The 20,320-nt window shown below is 45.5% G+C and carries 15 protein-coding genes; 11 read left to right on the top strand and 4 right to left on the bottom strand.

The features are described from left to right. Positions 1 to 128 precede the first annotated feature (128 nt). Positions 129 to 2,294, top strand: a complete 2,166-nt coding sequence (locus tag OEV42_04730; protein MDH3973567.1) for a cation:proton antiporter — start codon at positions 129 to 131, stop codon at positions 2,292 to 2,294. A gap of 194 nt (positions 2,295 to 2,488) precedes the next feature. Here the strand turns inward: OEV42_04730 and OEV42_04725 are convergent, their stop codons facing one another. Beyond that, the gene (locus tag OEV42_04725; GenBank protein ID MDH3973566.1) at positions 2,489 to 3,496 is read right to left on the bottom strand and encodes an FHA domain-containing protein; all 1,008 of its coding nucleotides are present in this window, start codon (positions 3,494 to 3,496) and stop codon (positions 2,489 to 2,491) included. Further along, positions 3,487 to 4,746, bottom strand: coding sequence for a serine protease (locus OEV42_04720; GenBank protein MDH3973565.1), 1,260 nt, complete (start codon positions 4,744 to 4,746; stop codon positions 3,487 to 3,489). Before OEV42_04720 ends, OEV42_04725 begins: the two co-directional genes overlap by 10 nt. 522 nt (positions 4,747 to 5,268) lie before the next feature. Between OEV42_04720 and OEV42_04715 the strand changes: the two genes are divergently transcribed. Further along, positions 5,269 to 7,353, top strand: a complete 2,085-nt coding sequence (locus tag OEV42_04715) for a GGDEF domain-containing protein (protein MDH3973564.1) — start codon at positions 5,269 to 5,271, stop codon at positions 7,351 to 7,353. On the opposite strand, the gene OEV42_04710 is transcribed toward OEV42_04715, so the two are convergent. Next, positions 7,350 to 9,812: a PAS domain S-box protein gene (locus OEV42_04710; protein ID MDH3973563.1), complete on the bottom strand. Its 2,463-nt coding sequence runs from the start codon at positions 9,810 to 9,812 to the stop codon at positions 7,350 to 7,352. The two genes, OEV42_04715 and OEV42_04710, sit on opposite strands and share 4 nt — an antisense overlap. Before the next feature lie 325 nt (positions 9,813 to 10,137). Here OEV42_04710 and folD point away from each other — a divergent pair, with 325 nt between their 5' ends. The 8 genes from folD to OEV42_04670 all read left to right on the top strand — a co-directional run bounded on the left by folD (position 10,138) and on the right by OEV42_04670 (position 17,832). Next, the gene (gene folD, locus OEV42_04705; protein ID MDH3973562.1) at positions 10,138 to 10,998 is read left to right on the top strand and encodes a bifunctional methylenetetrahydrofolate dehydrogenase/methenyltetrahydrofolate cyclohydrolase FolD; all 861 of its coding nucleotides are present in this window, start codon (positions 10,138 to 10,140) and stop codon (positions 10,996 to 10,998) included. Continuing rightward, positions 10,995 to 11,642, top strand: coding sequence for a methylenetetrahydrofolate reductase C-terminal domain-containing protein (locus tag OEV42_04700; protein ID MDH3973561.1), 648 nt, complete (start codon positions 10,995 to 10,997; stop codon positions 11,640 to 11,642). Before folD ends, OEV42_04700 begins: the two co-directional genes overlap by 4 nt. Before the next feature lie 7 nt (positions 11,643 to 11,649). Further along, on the top strand, positions 11,650 to 12,546 hold the full coding sequence (locus OEV42_04695; protein MDH3973560.1) for a methylenetetrahydrofolate reductase: 897 nt from the start codon (positions 11,650 to 11,652) through the stop codon (positions 12,544 to 12,546). Continuing rightward, positions 12,539 to 13,558, top strand: coding sequence for an FAD:protein FMN transferase (locus OEV42_04690; protein MDH3973559.1), 1,020 nt, complete (start codon positions 12,539 to 12,541; stop codon positions 13,556 to 13,558). Before OEV42_04695 ends, OEV42_04690 begins: the two co-directional genes overlap by 8 nt. Further along, a complete protein-coding gene (locus OEV42_04685) occupies positions 13,555 to 14,100 on the top strand; it encodes a Gx transporter family protein (protein ID MDH3973558.1) in 546 nt (181 codons plus the stop codon). Before OEV42_04690 ends, OEV42_04685 begins: the two co-directional genes overlap by 4 nt. Positions 14,101 to 14,352: 252 nt before the next feature. Then, positions 14,353 to 16,053 carry an NAD+ synthase gene (locus OEV42_04680; GenBank protein MDH3973557.1) on the top strand — a complete coding sequence of 567 codons (1,701 nt, stop codon included), beginning with the start codon at positions 14,353 to 14,355 and terminating at the stop codon, positions 16,051 to 16,053. Next, positions 16,040 to 16,906 carry a 16S rRNA (cytidine(1402)-2'-O)-methyltransferase gene (gene rsmI, locus OEV42_04675; GenBank protein ID MDH3973556.1) on the top strand — a complete coding sequence of 289 codons (867 nt, stop codon included), beginning with the start codon at positions 16,040 to 16,042 and terminating at the stop codon, positions 16,904 to 16,906. The genes OEV42_04680 and rsmI overlap by 14 nt, the downstream gene beginning before the upstream one ends. Next, entirely contained in the window at positions 16,906 to 17,832 is a 927-nt protein-coding gene (locus OEV42_04670; GenBank protein MDH3973555.1) for a multiheme c-type cytochrome, read from the top strand. The genes rsmI and OEV42_04670 overlap by 1 nt, the downstream gene beginning before the upstream one ends. Positions 17,833 to 17,838: 6 nt before the next feature. Here OEV42_04670 and OEV42_04665 read toward each other — a convergent pair whose 3' ends face one another. Next, positions 17,839 to 18,120 (bottom strand): acylphosphatase, encoded by a 282-nt coding sequence (locus OEV42_04665; GenBank protein ID MDH3973554.1) that lies wholly within the window; start codon positions 18,118 to 18,120, stop codon positions 17,839 to 17,841. A gap of 638 nt (positions 18,121 to 18,758) precedes the next feature. On the opposite strand from OEV42_04665, the gene prsR reads away from it, so the two are divergent. After that, positions 18,759 to 20,120, top strand: a complete 1,362-nt coding sequence (gene prsR / locus OEV42_04660) for a PEP-CTERM-box response regulator transcription factor (protein MDH3973553.1) — start codon at positions 18,759 to 18,761, stop codon at positions 20,118 to 20,120. Positions 20,121 to 20,320: the final 200 nt, after the last annotated feature.

Raw genomic sequence — 20,320 nt, 5'->3', positions numbered from 1 at the left:
GCCCTTTTCAGGATTAAGGGAGAGAAAGTTTAAATCTTTCCTTCTCTTTTTATTCTCCTCTTGGTACCCTGTTAGTCTTCGCTTTTAGTTAAGGTTTAAGGATTAATATGGAACCTACGTCCCACCAAATGCTTATAACTTTTGTGGCCGCATCGGTACTCGGTGTTGTCCTTTTTCTTATTTCCCAGCGTCTGAAAATCTCGGCCATCGTTCTCCTTCTTATTGCCGGCATACTGTCAGGCCCTGAATTTCTTGGCATTATCCAGCCTGAAAGCCTTGGAGAAGGCCTTAATACGATTATATCTCTCTCTGTTGCCATCATCCTCTTCGAGGGGGGGCTGACCCTCGATGCAACCGGTTACCGGCAGGTTTCTTCTGAAATCTGGGGAGTCCTTACAAGAGGCGTCCTCATTACCTGGGGCCTTTCAGCCCTTGCAATCAAGGTCCTTTTCGGTTTTGATATCATGCTCTGCCTCCTGTCGGCAAGCCTCATCATCGTGACGGGTCCCACCGTTATCGGGCCCCTGCTTCAGCGAATCAGGGTCAAGAAAAGCCTTCACAATATACTTTACTGGGAAGGGGTGCTCATTGATCCCATCGGTGTTTTTATTGCCCTCCTCTGTTACGAGTGGATTCTTAGCGCCGGTGAGCCCGAAGCCTATCTTAATTTCTTTTCCCGTTTTTTCGTAGGCGCCGTTATGGGCCTTGCTTTTGGCTACATAATATTTCATATCCTGAGAAAAAACTGGATTCCCGAAGAGAGACTCAACTTTTTCGTGCTGGCCAGCGCCCTTCTCAATTATACCATTGCCGACGGTATGGCTACGGAAAGCGGCCTCCTGAGTGTGACCATCCAGGGTTTCCTTCTCGGCTATAAAGAGACGCCCCAGCTTGACAAAATTATCGAATACAAAGTAGAACTCAAAGATTTTCTCATTGGCCTCCTGTTCATGCTCCTTGCCGCCAATCTTACGACGGAAAAGTTTTTGAATTACGGAACGACATTGATCACCGTTGTTGTCATCGTCATGTTTATCATCAGACCTGTAAATATCTTTCTCTCTACATGGGGCAGCACCCTTAAGGTAAGAGAAAAACTCTTTTTAAGCTGGATAGCCCCGCGAGGGATCGTGGCGGCCTCCATGTCATCACTCTTTGCCTTTCACCTGAAAGATAAAAACTTTCTTCATGCCGATTTCCTCGAATCCTTCACCTATGCTGTTATAGCCGGTACGGTTATCTTCCAGGGCTTTACGGCAAAGCATGTAGGAAAAATGCTGGGCGTCCTCGAACCGAGGCCGAGAGGCTGGCTTATCGTGGGCGCACACAAACTGGCCCGGGCCGTGGCCAAATTTATCCAGGACAACGGCGAAAGCGTGGTCCTTCTCGACACCAATCCCCGTGAAGTTAAAGTAGCAAAAAGGGAAGGTATTACCGCACTGTGCGAAAATGCCATGACCATCGATCCTGCCCAGCATGTTGAACTTTACGCCATCGGTAATGTTCTCGCCATTACCGAGAACGAAGACCTCAATCATCTGCTTTGTCGGCGCTGGCAAAAACTGCTCGGCAGATCACGGCTTTATTACTGGGGTTACGGAAATTCGAGCCTGGTGAAACCGGGTACAGGCCCCAGAAAAGGGAAAGCCATTTGGACAAACTTCGATATCAGGACCATCCTTGCAGAAAACGTGGAGCAGGATACTCTCATTACCTGCACATCCATTGACAGGCTTCCCGCCCCGGCGAGAGAAGGACAGATCCTCATGTGTAAGTACGGCTCAATTTTTGCGCCGGAAATGCCGCAAGACTATGCAGGTGAAGCATTATTTCTTACATTGAGACCAACGAGCAGTCTGCTCGATTTCACTAACGAAGAGTGGATTATCTTCAGCAAGGACAAAACGCTGGAAGCGCTTTACCACAATATGCTTGTTCTCGTAAAGCCCCAATATCCCGACTTGCAGCTTTCTTCACTTATGAAGGACCTTCTTGCAAGAGAGAAGGATTTCAGCAGCGCCATCGGCCACGGCATATCCCTGCCGCATACCTATACGGACCAGCTTGATGAGTCCATACTCATACTGGCCAGGGTCGATCCTCCTATCATCTGCCCCCATGACGAGACCCGCATATCTCTCGTCTTTATGGTCCTCAGTCCTCATGACAGGCCGGAAGAACATTTGACGCAAATATCGAGAATCGCCAAATTCGTCATGTCTGAAGAAACGAGGGAAGCCCTCCTTAAGGCGCAAAACAGGCGGGAAATTTACAGGCTGCTCCAGCGGGGGTAAATTTGCCCTGGTAAGGGCAGCTGGACCCGGCAATGTCCGGTTAGGAAATTGCTGCCTTGGGCCATGGTTTCCATGGATAATTTTAAACCCTGGAACAAGTTGGCAAACACACTTTTTTACTTAAGCATTCATAAGTGATCTATCTGCGTAAATCATAAATTATCAGTGAAAATCAAATCTCTGTCAGATCCCTTTCAGTCACCATCCATCTCACTTTTCAATTCCCGTGCAGACTCAAAAAAATCCCCCAGGCTCTTGCTTTTTACTATCTTGAAAGCGGGCGCTTTCAACGTCACATTGTAACGGGGAGAATAATTAAAATCCTTCTTTTCAAGGTGCGAAAGCAAAAGCGTCATGCCTACAAAAGCGATGGCAACAGCCGATGATACAGAAGCAAGATGAAAAGGCAGGGCTGAGGAAACAAAGCGGAGATGGGTATAAATGATTCCTGCTATTAAAAGACCCATCCCGACAGCGCTGACAATCCTTTGAAAATGGTCAAGAGCAAAGGCAAAACTCATATAGGAAAGTACGACATCAAAAAGAGAGATGGCGACAATCCCTGCCGACGCAATGGCACAATGAATAAACAGGTTCCACCGGTGGGTAAGCATGCGGCTCGTAAAAGCCCAGAAAGATGACCAGACAACAATGAGAGAAAAGATCCCGATCATTCCGTAGGTAAAGTGCAGCGTATCAAATTTTTTGTATGACTCCATCCAGTAATCGCCGAATATATAGAAAAGAGCGCCTGTAAAGATAGTGGCCTGCATCAGCCTGCTTTCAAGGGCCTTCAAGGGGCTCATGGCATAACTGTCTACAATCGTCTCAGGCACCTCGTAATCATGGCTGTAAAACCTGAAAGTGGTCCTTCCAATTCGAAATCTAACACCCGAAACAAGTTTAATGGAATCGACTTTCATCTTTTCATTCTCACGCAGCAGGCCATTAACGGTACCGAGGTCTCTCGCCACAAGGCCATTTTCCTCATCCCATATAATTTCAAGGTGGTGGGGACAGATATAAGGATCTTCAATAACGACATCATTATTATAAGCCCTGCCGAAGGTAAGGCCCCGCTTTCTCACTGAATAACGGGCAGAGACCTTTCCCGAACGGCCCAGCACCTCGATATAGCCGACAAGACTGCCGCGGTCAACTCGCTTGACGGGAGGAACGTTATTTTCTTCCCTTACTTCCATCTAATAGCCTCGATAAAGCTTTTATTGAAATTAGCCGCATTTTCATAACTGACTCCGGACAGTACCAGTGTTGAATGGAGCGCCTCACTGCCACTTGACAGGGTCATGAGTGTCATGAAGGAATCGTAAAGGTCGGCAAGCTTCTTGTATTTTCTCATGCAAAAAACGGCTTTGAATTCCAGGCTGCCGTTATTAATAAAGTCGGCATGGCAACGGTAGGAAGCGACGCTCTCTTCATCACCGCCAAGAGACATATGGGGCATTTGAAACCGCTTTTCGAGCAATCCGAAAAACCTGAGAGGACCGAGCTTACCGGTAGTAAACAGATCATGTCTGAATCGTATGGCCCCCGATGAGAGCCGGTTCGTAAGATAAATATCATCTTCAGCAGAGCAGGACTGATAGATACCTTCGTAAAAGAGGTCCTCCTTTTTGTTCGTGTTCCCCCAGCACTTTATATAGGACGCCACCTCGGCGGGAAGCAAATAACGCCCCATGGGAACTGTCTCAAAAGAATCTCCAAGGAGATCATCCATGTAGCGGGCCTGATTATGGAGGAGCTGCCTTCTCACCGTTTCCACCGGTGTTTCAACAGGCGCATCTTCATCCAGGGCGCCTTCAAGCATGGCAATGACGTACTTGACGGGAACGAGAAAACTGACCTGGTTGCCTGCCGTGGAAACATTGACTCCCACAACACGGCCTTTCCTGTTCAGCGCAGGCCCTCCACTCATGCCGGGATTAATGGATCCGGTAAAGTGTATCTTTTCATAAAGTGATTTTTCAAGAAGGCCGTTATAAGTCCCCTCCACAATAGTAAGGCCGAGGTCATAAGGGTTGCCAAGCGAAAAGAGGCTTTCCCCCTTGACAGGGACCTTACGCTCAAGTTCGAAATAATTCTCTCTCAGGTCATCAGCCTTAAGCAAGGCAAGGTCATGGACTACATCGAGGGTAATAAGGGTAAGGTCTCCTTTGCTGCCGTCCTCCTTCAGGTATTCGGCCCGGTAACTTTCGGGACGATGAACAAGCTGGGAAACGACATGATAATTGGTAACGATAAAACCATCGGTGGAAACGACAAAACCGGAACCGATGCCCGATTTGGTGTTCGATGAACGATCAAGGATTTTTACCTGCAAAACCTGGTCTTTATACCGGCTATAGACCTCTTCCGTCCGCCTGTCGGCATGGGCAGGCCCTGCAATAAAGGTAATAAATAATGTTAATAACGCTTTTTTATACAATTTCATTATTTGACGGGATTTAAATTATAATAGCATCTTTGAAAATATCACAGACCGTTTGGTTTGAATAGCACTTTTTTACGGGTGATAAAATCCTGTTTTCGCAGAAAGACTAATACCCGAATCCTGCAAGCGCTCCGGCATTTGTCTGTCCATCCGGGCACGCAGGCCGTGCCGGTTTCACGATTTTCATAGGCCATACAATCAGCCTCGACCCATGCTGACGGGAGAAGACCGTCCAGGGCAAGTTTTCCATTCCTTTGATATGAGGAAAAAAACAACAAGAACGGCCATGACAGGGAAGTAATTAAGCCTGCCACCTATTTTTAACCTATCACCCCTTTCCGGAACTTTTGGAGAAAAAGGTTGATTATTAAGGCAATATAAATTCTAATATTGTCAGGTGATGGGATCCGGTAAATGATGAAAAGCTTGCTCCATTGTTAAAACCGCGAATTAAAGAATTATTTACATTGAAATGCCTAATGACTATACTTTTTTCATTTTTGTGCTGAAAGGTGGTATCTGGTGGTTAAGTCAATACCCTATGCAGTCATTGCCCTTTACGCGTCTTTTATCTCCCTCGGCTTTTTTGAAAGCGCCGCTTATGGAAAGATTATAAAGCTATTACTCCTTTTCCCCCTGGCTTGTTTATTTATTTTTTATCTGTCAAGAAATTTAAAAGAAAAAAAACTGTCTCTTAAAAAAAGAATCACTTTTGGACTGGTTGCTATTCTTTTTGTAAAAGCGCTCTTTCTTTTTCTGGCAGGCACGGGCGTTGAACCCTTTCCCGTTGATATTTTTATACTGATTGTCCTGGCCCTTACCCACCCCTTTCTGGCAGCGGTAACCTATACGGCTCTCGTGCTTCTTCTAAACGGCCTCCATGCCTTTTTCCTTTCCTATTTTGCTAATGAATCCCTTTCAATGGCTGAGGGTATCTACAGGGCCCTCTTTATCGTTGCCATTGTTGCCGTCGTGGAGACATTTCTTACCCTGGAGCGACAGGAAAAAAAAGAGGCCACCGAGCGCCTCGACGAGCTGGGAACACTGGCAACATCGATATTGATTGAGTCAGGAAGAAAGGATGATTCCCAGCTTGCCATATCGGAGGAGATTAAAGACAAGCTTTTTCTCGATTCGGCCTACCATCTGAGTAATGCCATATCAGATACGCTGGGCATTTTGCACGAGATGCTGGACGCCTTTAGCTGTTGTCTCTTTATCGTGGGAAAAGATTGCTTTAAACTCGTTGCGGCAGTTAGTGACAGCAAGGGGTTCAGCCGGACTGTCCCCCGGGAAAAAGGGAAAAACCTTCTTAGCTGGATAGATGAAAATGAACAGCCCCTTATTACGGACAGACTTTCTGAAAAAGTATCAACCGGTTATTATAAAGGGATAGAAGCTGCGACAGCCTTTATCGGGATTCCTGTTCTCCTTGATAATAACAGCGGAAAAGCAATCCTCTGTGTAGACAGGACGGGCAGTGCCTTTAACAGGGAGGATAAAAAGCTTTTGCAGTTGGCCGGCAGCACTATCCGGGAAAGTCTGAAGAAATCAGCCACTATGGAAAAAATGAGGTTGGAGGCCCTCGAATTTCAGGCTTTTTATAAACTTACCAAGGAACTTAACTCAACGCTCGATCCTCAACAAATTCTCGATATGGCCCTTAAATTCAGTAACGATGTTGTCCATTACGATCTTTCGGCCATTGCCCTAAAGAATAACAGCGGGGAAATCCATTTCGTCAAGGCCATGGGAGAGGGGGCAAATGAGCTTTTAAAAAAGGGCAATGACCATAATTTAAGCATCTTCCAGTGGGTAGTCAAGAAGGAGCAACCCTATCACTACTCGCGTGACGTCATCGTAAAAAAAGTCTTTCCCGACCTGCCTCCCCCCATTGCAAGGATGGGTTCCTTTCTGGCCCTCCCCCTTATTGTCGGCAATGTCGTATCAGGTGTCTACCTGACGGCCAGGAAAGATCGAAAGTCATACACACCCTACGATGTTAAGCTTATTGAGGCCATGACGACCCATGTCTCCATGGCAAAATCGAATGCCACTATCTATAAAAAGATGGAAGAGATGGCCATTACCGATGGTCTTACGGGACTTAATAATCACAGATATTTTCAGGAGAGGCTGTCTGAAGAGCTGGAAAGATCTGACCGCTACAAGGATAAATTTGCGCTCTTTCTCACCGATATCGATTTCTTCAAAAAGGTAAACGACGTTTATGGTCACCCGGCAGGGGACAAGATACTGAAAGGGGTATCGCAAATACTGACCTCTTCCATTAGAAACGTTGATTTTGCCGCCCGGTACGGTGGTGAAGAATTTGCCGCCATCCTTCTTAATGCCGACAAGAAAATGGCCATAGAAATTGCCGGAAGGCTGAGAAAAACCATTGAAGAAACCGACTTCCCTATTGGTGACGGCAAGTCCCTTAAAATAACCATGAGTATCGGTATCGCCACTTATCCGGGCGATGCCGACACCAAATCGCTGCTCATCTCAAAGGCCGATGAAACGCTCTACCTTGCCAAAAAGGAAGGCCGCAACAGGGCCTATGTTTATAGTGATGTGAAGGAGAGGCTGGGAGAGGAGTACTAGTTATTTAAGACCTCTGATAAGACCCGGAGGAGCGCCTGTTTTGAAAAAGGCTTTTGAAGGGTAGCGCAAAAACCATACTTTTTGTAGTTGGCCATAACGTCATCTTCCGAGTAGCCGCTGCAAACAATGGCTTTAATAAAGGGGTCTATTTTCAGCAGCTTTCCAATCGTTTCAGCGCCCCCCATACCTCCCGGGATGGTTAAATCCATAATAACGGCGTCAAATAATATTCCTTCCTCTTTCGCTTTTTCATAAACCCTGATGGCGTCACGGCCATCTTTTACATGTTTAAACTGATAACCCATTTTGCCGATCAGTATTTTAAAAGAGTTGGCTACAATATCTTCATCTTCCATGAGCAGGATATTCGCCTGTCCTGTCATGACCGGCAAATCAATACACTTCTTATTGTTTTGCGGTCTTTTTGTCGTGGCAGGAAGATAGACATGAAAGGTGGTGCCTTTTTTTAACCTCGATTCAACCTCGATATGCCCCTTGTGTCTTTTAATAATAGAGTAGGACGTTGCCAGGCCCAAACCTGTTCCCACGCCTTTTGTCGTAAAATAGGGATCAAAAACCCTGTTTAAATTTTCAGTTGATATGCCATACCCTTTATCGCTGATACTGAACCTGACGTAGCGGCCTTCCGATAAAGGAAGCAAGGATTGTTTGTCAATATTCTCATTATGGGACCTTATATTAATGGTGCCGCCATTGGGCATGGAATGTCTGGCATTAATTATAATATTGTTAATGACCTGGGACATCTGGCTCTTGTCTATTTTTACGGGCCAGACATCCTCAGGGAGATAGCACTTGTGTCTTACATTTGTGCCTCTTAAGGAGAAAGCCGCCGCTTCCCTGAGAAGATCACAGATATAGGCTGTTTCCAATACAGGGTCACCTCCCTTTGAAAAGGTGAGAAGTTGACGGGTCAGTTTAGTTGCGCGTGTAACGGCACTTTCAGCGCCATTTAGTATTTGACGGACCGAATCGTCAACGGAAGCAAATTCACTGATATATTCCTTGAGAAATTCCACATTTGAGAGAATAGCCGTAAGAATATTATTAAAATCATGTGCAATCCCGCCGGCCAGAATGCCTATTGATTCCAGTCTCTGGCCTTTTATAATTTCTTCTTCCATTCTTTTTCGTTCCGTTATGTCTCTGACGATGCCTTCAACACCTGCAATTTCTCCCTCCATATTTTTATAGAATCTGGCGCTTGTAGAAACCCACTTTGATGAGTCGTTTTTCCCTTTTATAACGGTTTCAAAGCTGGCCAGCCTTCCTCCTGATTGTTCCAGTTTCTCAATAAAAACCTGACGTTCATCAGGATTTTCATACAAATCGGCAACTTTAGTGCCGATAAGCTCTTCCGGTTTGTAACTTGCAAGTTCCGTTACCGAGGGGGACAGCATAATAAAGTGGCCCTCCCTGTCGGTTCGATAGAAGGTGTCCTGCATGTTATTGATAATGGACCTTAGATCTCTCTCGGACCTCCTTAAGGCTTCCTCCGCTTTACAGCGTTCCTCTGCTTCCGTATTCAGTCTCTCATTGGTTTCAAAGAGTTCAGCTGTTCGCTCCTTAACCATTTCCTCAAGATGAAACCTGAATTTGTTTAATTCCTCTTCCGCTTTTTTTCTTTCCGTTATATCGTAAAGGATATTCTGAAGCAGCTTTTTCCCTCTTATGGTAATAGCCGTTGCGCTGACTATTGTATCCCGGATTTCTCCGCTCTTTTTTCGATGTCTTATTTCAAATATGTGAGACCCTTTTTTTAATATATTATCTATACGGTCCTTAATCTCCTCTTCCGTTTCTCCCATTTCAATATCGGAAAGCCGCAACTTTTTAAATTCCCTCCTGCTGTAACCGAGACTTTTGTGGGCCTTTTCGTTAAATTCGAGGATGTCTGCCGTTTGAGGATCGATCAGCAGTATGGTATCTGCAGCCTGGTTGAAGAGTTTTCGGTATTTAAGTTCTGATTCATAAAGCGCTTTTTCCACCGCCTTTTGTTCCGTAATATCCATGGTGGCGCCGTAAATGGCAGTTACATTGCCTGTATGGTCTTTTCTTGCCTTGCAAAGGGAACGAAAGAGGTGTACTTCTCCTGTTTTCAGTCTTGCCTTAAAATCAAGTTCTACCGGTTCACCGGTCTCCTTAATTTTCTCAAAGGCTGATTTGAAAGCTTTTACATAATCGGGATGAATGATACTGTTTAGAAAAAAATCTATTTGGGCAGGAAAAGCCCCCGGTTGATATCCGAAATTTCTATGATGCTGGTCCGAGTGCCAGATTTCACCGGCAGCCAGTTCAAATTCCCATCCGCCCACACGGGAGAGTTCCTCGGCGCCTGCCAGTATGCGCTCATTTTTTTTAAGTTCGTCATTAATGCTAATCAGGTTTTTTCTTCTCTCACCTGTTCTGGCCATACTTTTTTTATCTTCCTTCGACAAATTCTTCTCCTGCAAAGGGATACAAAGCGTTGAGGCGGCCACTGCCGCCTCTAACTGACAAAGGTAAATTATACTTTATTGCTTGTTATTTTAAATTCCCGGATATTTCCCTATGGAAGTGGTTGCTGATATTTTCAGGTTTATAACACCTTTCATATCACATTTAGATTTTAAATTCAAATCGAAGATCAAAGCAACTCATTTCAACTACAACTTTACATAGTAAATGGCATCATTTATACTAGGAGGCTTATTTTATATGTAGAAAATTATATGTAGAAAAAAATAATAATTATCAATTAAAAAGAAGAGGAATAGAAAAGTAATGGCTCAAATAATTAACGGAAAAGAGATTGCAGCTGAAATGAGAGCTGAAATCGCAGCAGAAGCGGGAGAACTGATAAAGAAGAAGAATATAACGCCCGGTCTGGCTGTTGTGCTGGTGGGAGAGGACCCTGCCTCCAAAGTTTACGTCGGCATGAAGGAGAAGGCCTGCAAAGAGGCCGGTTTTTATTCGGCAGAACACAAGCTTTCTGCTGATACACCTGAAGAAGTGCTTCTTTCACTCATCAATGCGTTAAATAATGATGATAAAGTGCACGGCATTCTCGTGCAGCTTCCATTACCGAAGCACATTAACGAGACAAAAGTCCTGGAGGCCATTTCACCGGCAAAAGACGTTGACGGTTTTCACCCTTATAATGTAGGGCGTCTCATTGTCGGCAAACCTTCCTTTCAGCCCTGCACCCCCTATGGCGTTATAAAAATGCTTGAGCGTACCGGAACGGAACTGGAGGGAAAAGAGGCCGTCGTTGTCGGCAGAAGTAACATTGTGGGCAAGCCCGTTGCCATGATGCTCCTGCAAAAGAATGCAACCGTATCCATCTGCCATTCGAGAACAAAAAACCTGAAGGACAAGGTCAGATCGGCAGATATCGTCATTGCCGCCGTCGGTGTGCCTGAAATGGTCAAGGGAGACTGGATCAAGGAGGGCGCCGTTGTCATCGATGTGGGTGTTAACAGGCTGCCTGATGGAAAGCTTGTGGGCGACGTGGAATATGAAGCGGCATCCAATGTTGCTTCGGCTATTACACCCGTTCCCGGTGGCGTGGGGCCCATGACGATTACAATGCTCTTATACAACACCCTTGAAGCTGCCAAAAATAAAGCCGGTCTTGCTTCTTGATAATAACCAGCAAAAAAAAGTTTCAGGACCTTGAGAAGGTTCTGAAGGGTAAGAAAAAAATATTTCTGCTCGGTTGCGGAGAATGTTCCACCCAGTGTAAAACGGGGGGCGAAGAAGACCTCAAAGCGATGGCCTCCTTACTTGGTGACGCCCGTATTGAAACAACAGGCAGTGTTGTCGTTACCGAGCCCTGCCACATTCCGCTAACGAAAAAGGAATTGAGAACAAGAAAGGATGAAGTGAGCCGGGCTGACGCCGTTATGGTTCTGGCCTGTGGCGCTGCCGTACAATCCGTTGCCCAGGTCCTGCCGGACAAACCCGTCTATACAGGTGTGGACACCCGCTTCCTGGGCAACATTAACAGGAGCGGCGACTTTACTGAAAAGTGCTCCTTGTGCGGCAAATGTGAGCTTAACAATACGGCTGGTCTTTGTCCCGTCACGCGCTGTCCCAAAGGACTCCTCAACGGCCCTTGCGGCGGTGTCGACAATGGCCGCTGTGAAGTAGATAAAACCATTGCCTGCATTTGGGTCGATATTTACAATCGCAGTAAAAAAGAGGGCAGGCTCGATGAATTTATGGCTATTACACCTCCCAAGGATTATTCATTCAACCTAAAACCCTCTTCACTGCAAATCAGGTAAAGGAATAATGAAATCGCTAAAAGAGGCCCTCCTTGCCGGAGAGTTTGCCATAACGGCTGAAGTCGGTCCGCCAAAGGGGACGGACGCTGCGGCCTTTGTCGGGAAAGCAAAGCTTTTGCGCTCTCATGTAAATGCCGTCAACGTTACCGATAACCAGGGGGCCGTTATGCGTATGAGTTCCCTCGCTGCTTCGGCCCTCCTTGCCTCGGAGGGATTGGACGTTGTTTACCAGCTTACATGCAGAGACAGAAACCGCCTTGCCCTCCAGTCCGATATGCTTGGCGCTCATGCGCTGGGCATCAAAAATATACTGGCCCTCACCGGTGACTACATCACCATGGGTGATCATCCCCAGGGAAAGGCCGTTTTTGATATCGATTCGACACATTTATTGCAAATAGCTGAAAAGCTCAATTCAGGAACGGATATGATGGGCAATCCCCTTTCAGAGGCAACGGACCTTTTTCCCGGCGCCGTTGTTACCCCGTCGGCAAATCCGCTGGAGCCCCAACTGCTGCGCTTTGAAAAGAAAATCAGGGCCGGCGCCCGTTTTATTCAAAGTCAGGCAATTTTTAATAAGGACGGTCTCAAAAAAACGGTTTCCCTTGCCGAAAAGCATAACGTTAAAATTCTTGCAGGAATCATTCTTTTAAAATCAGCGGGAATGGCAAGGTTTTTAAATGCCAATATTCCCGGTGTGACCGTACCGGAGGAGATGATTAAAAAGCTTGAAAAATCGTCCAATCCACTTGAAAGAGGAATTGAGATGGCAGCAGGGCAGATAGAAACATTCCGTCCCCATTGTCATGGCGTACACCTTATGGCCCCGGGCGCAGAAGAGAAGGTTATCGATATACTAAACACATGGAGAGTAGAAAAAGTGCGAGGTTTTACTGTTGAATAATAAGTTTGTCAAGTCATTCATGCCTGTTGCAACGCTTGTTTTAGTTATCCTTCTCCTTTCGAGAAACAACGGTGTAGAGGAAAAGGTCATAAAAAGGACAAGAGTCCTCATGGATACGGTTGTTGAAATTACGCTTTTTAATGAAGGAGATGCCGGCAAAAACAATGAGGCTGTTTCGGCAGCCTTCGATGAGATTAAAAGGCTTGAAAATCTCCTTGGCAGGCACCAGGAGGGGAGTGACATCCGGCAGGCCAATACCCGGCCGGGCAAGGGAATTAAAGTATCTCCGGAAACTCTGGAAGTAATGAACAGCGCTCTCCGGTTTTCAAAAATCAGCGGGGGCGCTTTTGATATTACTGTGGGAAAATTGAGTGAACTCTGGAATTTTGAAGAGGGCAGGAAAACCCCGCCTCATGAAGATGAGATAAAAAGTGCGCTTCAGGGCTCAGGCGCTTCTTCGGTAACGCTGGATCTCTCTTCTGCCACAGTAAAAACCTCGAACAAGGTTCACCTTGATCTCGGCGGTATTGCAAAAGGATATATTATAGATAAAGCTGCAAAAATTCTGCTTGCCAAAGGGATTGAAGATTTTATTATCAATGCCGGCGGCGATATGGTTATCAGGGGTAAAAAGAAAGGCAAGCAATGGCGAATAGGAATTCAGCATCCCAGAAAAAAGGGAGAGGTTATTGCTCATATCGATGTTGAAGAGAATGAATCGGCTATTGTTACCTCGGGAGATTATGAGCGTTTTTTTACGCATAAAGGAAAGAGATATCATCACATTCTCAGCCCGAAAACAGGCTATCCGGCTGATGAATTAATGAGCGTTACCATTAAAGCAGAAGATGCCGTCACGGCAGATGCCCTTTCGACAGCCATTTTTGTTCTGGGCCCCACGGAGGGCCTTAAACTCATTGAATCCCTGCAAGGTGTTGAGGGGATGCTCATCGATAAAGACCGCAATATAGTTGTTTCCAAAGGGCTTGCCGGTAAGGTTAAGGTGCGATGATCATAGAGAAGCTGAGATATCGTGTCTATCTTTCGCTTCTGGCATCGCTTGCCATTGTAATTCATACGCTTGAATCTTCTCTCCCCACCCCCTTTCCATGGCTCAAATTTGGTTTGGCGAATATTATCACTCTGGCAACGATCATGCTTTTCGGTTTAAAAGCGGGTATGACGGTTACTTTGCTAAGAATTTTTATCGGTACGCTGCTAACGGGCACAATAATGACACCCTCCTTTTTCCTTGCACTCTCCGGCGGAGTTGCAAGCACGCTGGCGCTTGCCTTTTTATGCAGGTATCTGCATCCCTTTTTCAGCGTCATCGGCATAAGTATTATCGGCGCTTATACCCACACCTTTGTCCAGGTCGTCGTAGCTTACCTGATTCTCATAAAACACTTCCAGATCTTTCTCCTTCTCCCTCTCTTTCTTTTATTTTCCATGCTGGCGGGACTATTGAGCGGACTTGGCGCAGAATTTCTTGTCAGGCGCCTGCGTGACGTGCCTAATATCCGGAAAATGGCCGAGGAACAAAGCTATTATTAAAGTTGCCTTGTTTTTTAAATTGAGCAGTGTTAAATATAAGCTGTAATTTTCATAATATTTTAGACACTGATATTCACTGACATACAGGATTTTCACAGTCCACTCTACTCTTTGGAAGAGGTGTCTTTGCTTATACCGCATTTTTATTACATGGCATTGATTATTCAAATGACATCTGTGAAAATTATATCTTTATCACGGTTAATCTGTGTCTATTTTCGAAGTAAAACCAGGGAAGGATAGTTGATTAAAATGAAAACGCTAAGATTGGCCCTCGGCCAGCTTAATTGTACCGTGGGAGACATTGACGGCAACTCGGAAAAGATAATCCGCTTTATAGACCGGTCACGGGAAAAAGGGGCCCACATAGTGGTTTTCCCCGAAATGACGATTACCGGTTATCCGCCGGAAGATTTGCTTTTTAAAAAGCGATTTATAAAGGACAATCTCTCTGCCCTTGAAATGATAGCTTCAAAGTGCCATGGCATAACGGCCGTTATGGGCTTTGCCGACAGAAAGGGCGAAGATCTTTATAATGCGGCTGCTCTTATAAATAATTGTGCCGTTAAAGGAATCTATCACAAGATAATCCTCCCTAATTACGGGGTTTTCGATGAAAAGCGTTACTTTCGCGGAGGGGAGAAATGTCCCGTTTTTGAACTGGACGGCCTAAGATTTGGTGTCAATATCTGCGAAGATATATGGCATTCTTCGGGGCCGGCCATGCGCCTGGCCAGGGAAGGAGGGGCAAAGCTTATTCTAAATCTTAATGCCTCTCCCTTTCATGCAGGAAAACAAAAAGAGAGAGAAAGGATTCTCTCTGAAAGAGTCCGGGAAAGCGGAGTGATGATCGCTTATACAAACCTTGTGGGGGGGCAGGATGAGCTTGTTTTTGACGGCGGCAGTCTCATTATGGATGAAAAGGGAAAGCTTATTGCCAGGGCGCCACATTTTGAGGAAACGCTTCTTATTGCCGATGTGCTTGTGGAAAGTACGCCCACATCGTTTTCAAGGCAGGAAATTATTCCCCTTGAAGGAGAAATTGAGGATAACCGCATTGCAGAAAAAGGTTATCTTGCCTCCGGGAAGGAAGAAGTGGATGAAATATATGGCGCCCTTGTTTTGGGTGTAAGCGATTATGTAAGAAAAAACGGGTTTAAAGGCGTCATTATCGGGCTTAGCGGCGGTATCGATTCGGCCCTCACGGCAGCCATTGCCGTTAAGGCCATAGGGGCTGACAGGGTTACCGGTGTTGCCATGCCGTCACCCTATTCTTCACAGGGAAGCATTGATGATGCCCAGGCCCTCGCCGGGAACCTGGGCATCGAATTTCACACCATAGCCATTGGGCCGCTTTTTGAGACTTTCAAATCATCACTTGAAAGGGTGTTTGAGGGTCTTTCCGAAGATGTAACGGAAGAAAATATCCAGGCCAGGATCAGGGGCAACCTGCTCATGTCCCTGTCGAACAAATTTGGGAAAATGGTCCTTACAACAGGAAACAAAAGCGAGGTGAGTGTGGGATATGCCACCCTTTACGGTGATATGGCCGGGGGCTTCAGCATACTCAAAGACGTTCCCAAGACACTGGTTTACAGATTGTCGCGATACATTAATGAGAAGGCGGGCCGGGAACTGATCCCTGAAAACAGTATCACCAAGCCTCCTTCTGCGGAACTCCGGCCCGGCCAGCTGGACCGGGACAGTTTGCCTGACTATGATACACTCGATGCCATTCTGCAAAGATATGTGGAAAATCACATGTCCTGCGATGAAATCGTTGCAGACGGCTTTCATGAAGCTGTCGTGAAAAAAGTGATCCGCCTCGTCGATAATAACGAGTATAAAAGGCGTCAGGCCGCGCCGGGCATAAAAATTACGCCCCGGGCTTTCGGGCGGGACAGGCGTATGCCGATTGTAAACAGGTACAGGGGGCTTGATGAGCAAAGCTGATGAAGCGTTTAAGGGGACCCTTTATATTGTTTCCACGCCCATAGGTAATTTAAAGGATATTACCCTGCGGGCGCTCGATATTCTTGCTCAAGCAGACCTTGTTGCTGCTGAAGATACGAGACATTCGAGAAAATTATTTACCCGTTACGGCATTAAAACAAAGCTCGTCAGCTACTTTGCCGCCAAAGAAGATAAAAAAGCAGCGCTTCTTTTAGATGAGTTGAGAGAAGGCAAAAAGGTAGCGCTCATTTCCGACGCAGGCACCCCCGGCATCTCGGACCCCGGTTTTCAGCTCGTTAACAAAGCTGTCCGCCAAGGGCATGAGGTGGTTACCATACCGGGACCGTCTGCCCTTGTTTCAGCCATAACTATATCAGGCATTCCCTCTGCCCGCTTTGTTTTTGAAGGTTTTTTGCCGCCAAAAGGGAGTGAAAGAAAAAAAAGGCTAAAAGCGCTTGAGAGAGAAGAGAGAACCATCGTTTTATACGAATCTCCCCGGAGAATCAAGAGAACCCTGGAAGACATTCTTGCCTGCCTCGGTGACAGGGAGGCAGCCCTTGCCAGGGAACTCACCAAATTACACGAAGAAGTCGTCAGGGGGAAGATTTCTGATATAATTAGATTATTCGAAAAACAAACCGCCAAAGGTGAAATGGCGCTCGTCCTTTCCGGTTATAATGAAGAACCCCGGGAAAAGGCAGAGCCTCAGGATATGAACGCTTTTATGGAAAAGATTATGAAAAAGGAACTGCACCTTAAAGAGGCTGCAGCCATTATGTCGGAAGTATTTACCATTTCAAAACGGGAGGCTTATGAAAAGCTGCTCTCTCTCAAGGGGAAGGGAAGAAAATAATGGTGAAAAAACTCTCTTTAACAACGCTGCTGTTTATCACGTTAACACTGATTTTTCTTTCCTGCACAAGGATAGCCAAATGGCAGGAGGCGCACAGCCCTCCTGACGACGCCTGCCGCCATTGTCATTATACTATTTACAAAAACTGGAAAATCGCCTACAGGCCATATAATGAAGCGATAAAGCGGGAAGATTATGACCCCGTTCATGCAAGCCCCATGTCGGCTTCTGATGTAGCGAAGAAACGCGGGCATAAGCTGGGCAAGGGCGATTGTTCCCGCTGCCATGTTGCTGCCGAGCCCCGTACGAAGCTAACCATATCCAGGATAGGCGCCTCTTTTGAGGATACGGCTTTTCAGCTATGCGGACGTTGCCATGTAAACACTTTTGAAGAGTGGCGGTGGAGCAGGTTTGCTTCTCAAAAAACAGCATGTATCGATTGCCATACCTATTCCGAGGATCAATCTCTGCCTGAGAAAAAGGGATATTATCACACAAAAGAAGGCCTTGCCGCGCTTACCCCCGACAAGATCAATCCTGCCTTAAGGATCGACAAACTGCGAAAGGCCCTTACACTTTCTGAAAATGTTATTGTCAGTGTGGAAGATATTACCCTCTCGCTGATGATCGCCAACAGGGGCGCCGGCCACAACCTGCCCACAGGGGCCATCGAGGCGGCATTGCTTGTAAAAGTCGATCTCATCGGTGAGATGGGAAATACCGCCTATTCTGCCCGGAGGATTATCGGGCAGGGAGGAGAGAGTCCCATTTCACCGGATGGTGAAATACTCCTCTATATGGCCCTTCCGGCGCCCGGTAAGGGTAACTATAAAATCGACATTACCTTGAATCATCTTGATAAAGTGGGCGGAAAAGAAAATCCTGTAAAAGTGCTTCAAAAGCGGATTGATGTAACGATAAAATAGAGGAAATCAGTACTTGATTATAAAATCATGAAATTCGCCTGTCGCTTCTTCCCAGACCGTTTCAATGCCTGTCACGTGAGCAGAGGGCGGGCCTTTTCTGCACCAGTCGATGACCTGCCGCACCCTTGAGCGGTTCCCTTCCAGCACGGCTTCCACCTTGCCGTCAAAGCAATTTCGCACCCACCCCGTCAGGCCATGTCCGGCGGCTATCTCCCGGGTATTAGCCCTGTAAAAAACACCCTGCACACGGCCAGACACCCAAATATGCGCTCTTACAACATCTTTCATACTCCCCTTTGTATCAAAAAAATAATGGCTAAAGAAAGCAGCAGTCAAACTCATTTCAATTATATGTATGCAAAGTTATTTTGGCAACCCATTGGTCATAGAGAAGAAATAGTAAAGTTTGGACTCACTACTATCTTATTGTCTTATATCTAAACCCACGTCGCAAAAAGAGCAATATATGTCGTAAAAAAAGCAATATGTGACGCGTATTTTCGATCTATATATGATATAAAAGCGCTAATTAAATCAACTTCCTTGTTGGTTAAATAGCAACCTTATATTTCTTGTAGTGAGATATTTCGTTAATGTCAAAAGAATTCTCCCTCTTATCTCTCTATAATCAGGTTTAGCCGGGATTGATCAATAAAAGGAACCGGCTAAAAATCACAATAAATCAACAACTACGCAGCGAGTTGACGGGGTATGAGCACGGGGGCCTGACTTTATTTTTTTCATCTTTTAGAAATGGCAGCGAAGTCGAAAAAGGACAGCAAATCAGTCCTCAGTATGACGGATTTCCAGGCATTAAATTTAGTGAAAGAGCAGGAATATTCTCATTTTTTTCAGCCGTTTTTAACCTGGAAATCTTAATCCAACCGTCCCTTCCAGATATCATTCTTTTTTACTTTCTATAAACTATGGATAAACAGAAGCTACTCATAATAGAGAGGGAACAGTTTCTTCTTATACAGCTGCGTCAAGCCTTCAATTCCGAATACGATATTCTGGAAGCTCAGAATGAAATAGAAGCTATTGAAAAAGTCAGAAGCGAACAGCCGGACGTTGTAATCCTCGATCCGGAACTTCCTCCAAATTCATCTGACCTTTCTGAAGCCTTCAAAATCCTTAAGATAATCACAGATATTTCCCCCACCGTTAACATATTGTTTGTAGCCGACGCCGTGGAAAGTCAAAATGCTTACAAGGCAATTCAGTTAGGAGCTTTTGATTTTTTCACCAAGCCTTTCAAAGTGGATGAACTCAGGGTGACTGTAAAAAGGGCATTTCACCTTGCCCGCCTTGAAAAGGAAAACAATTCTTTTATCAATAAAGGCAATATTAAAGAATTCGGTAAAATGCCGGGGGGAAGCAGGGCCATGAAGAAGGTCTATTCAGCGATTCAAAAAATTGCTCACGTTGATATCCCTGTGCTGATCCTCGGGGAATCGGGCACGGGTAAGGACCTCGCCGCCCGTGCGATCCATACTTTGAGCACACGTAAAAAAGGCCCCCTCGTAGCAATAAATTGTGGCGCCATACCGGAACAGCTTTTGGAAGCTGAACTTTTCGGTTTTGAGAAGGGGGCATTTACCGGGGCAGTAAGAGGAAAGAAAGGAAAAATTGAGTATTCAAATGGCGGTACGCTATTTCTGGATGAAATAGGAGAACTCAGCCTCTCTCTCCAGGTAAAGCTCCTTAGATTTTTACAGGACCACCTGGTAGAACATATCGGCAGTCATAAAAAATTTTATGTTGATACGAGAATTATAGCAGCAACAAACAGGGACATTGAGGGATTGATAAAAAGTGGTGACTTCAGGGAAGATCTCTATTTCAGGCTGGCCGTGGTGAATTTAGAGATGCCTCCCCTGAGGGAGAGAGGAAATGATGTTCTGGTCATAGCAGAGTTATTTTTAAAAAGATTTTCAAAACAACTAAAGAAAAAGGGTTCTTATTTTATGGATGATGCCCTGGCTGCATTAATGGAGTACGACTGGCCGGGAAATATCCGTGAACTTGAAAATAAAGTAAAAAGAGCCCTTATAATGGCTGAAAAGAAAGAGATTTCCCGCAATGACCTTGATATTCCTGCTTCAGAATGGAACAACTCCAATTTGGGGCTAAAAGGCGCCAGAGATGCTTGTGAAAAGGAATTAATTGAAATTACTCTTGAGAAGGAGAATGGAATGATAAGCCGGTCGGCAAAAGAGTTAAAGATCAGCCGTCAATATCTCACACGTTTAATTACAAAACATGCGATCAATCCAAAAATGATGTAACGCCTGTTTCCATTGGAAGACAAAAAAAGGATGTCATCCACAAAAAAGGCTGTTCTGTCGGTTTTTTTTACAGATCAATCGCGCTGCACCACCTTGTAAACCTTTAATTTATTTGTACTTTTCTTTTTTTATATCCTCTTCAATCATTTCTTTCCGACGAATTTAATAGCGAATGGAAACAATCGTTTCCACTTTTCCCC

Source organism: Deltaproteobacteria bacterium (genome assembly GCA_029860075.1).
In the GTDB taxonomy this organism is placed as follows: domain Bacteria; phylum Desulfobacterota; class JADFVX01; order JADFVX01; family JADFVX01; genus JAOUBX01.
Note: the sequence above shows the minus strand (reverse complement) of the source record. Positions and strands in the feature narration are given on the sequence as shown.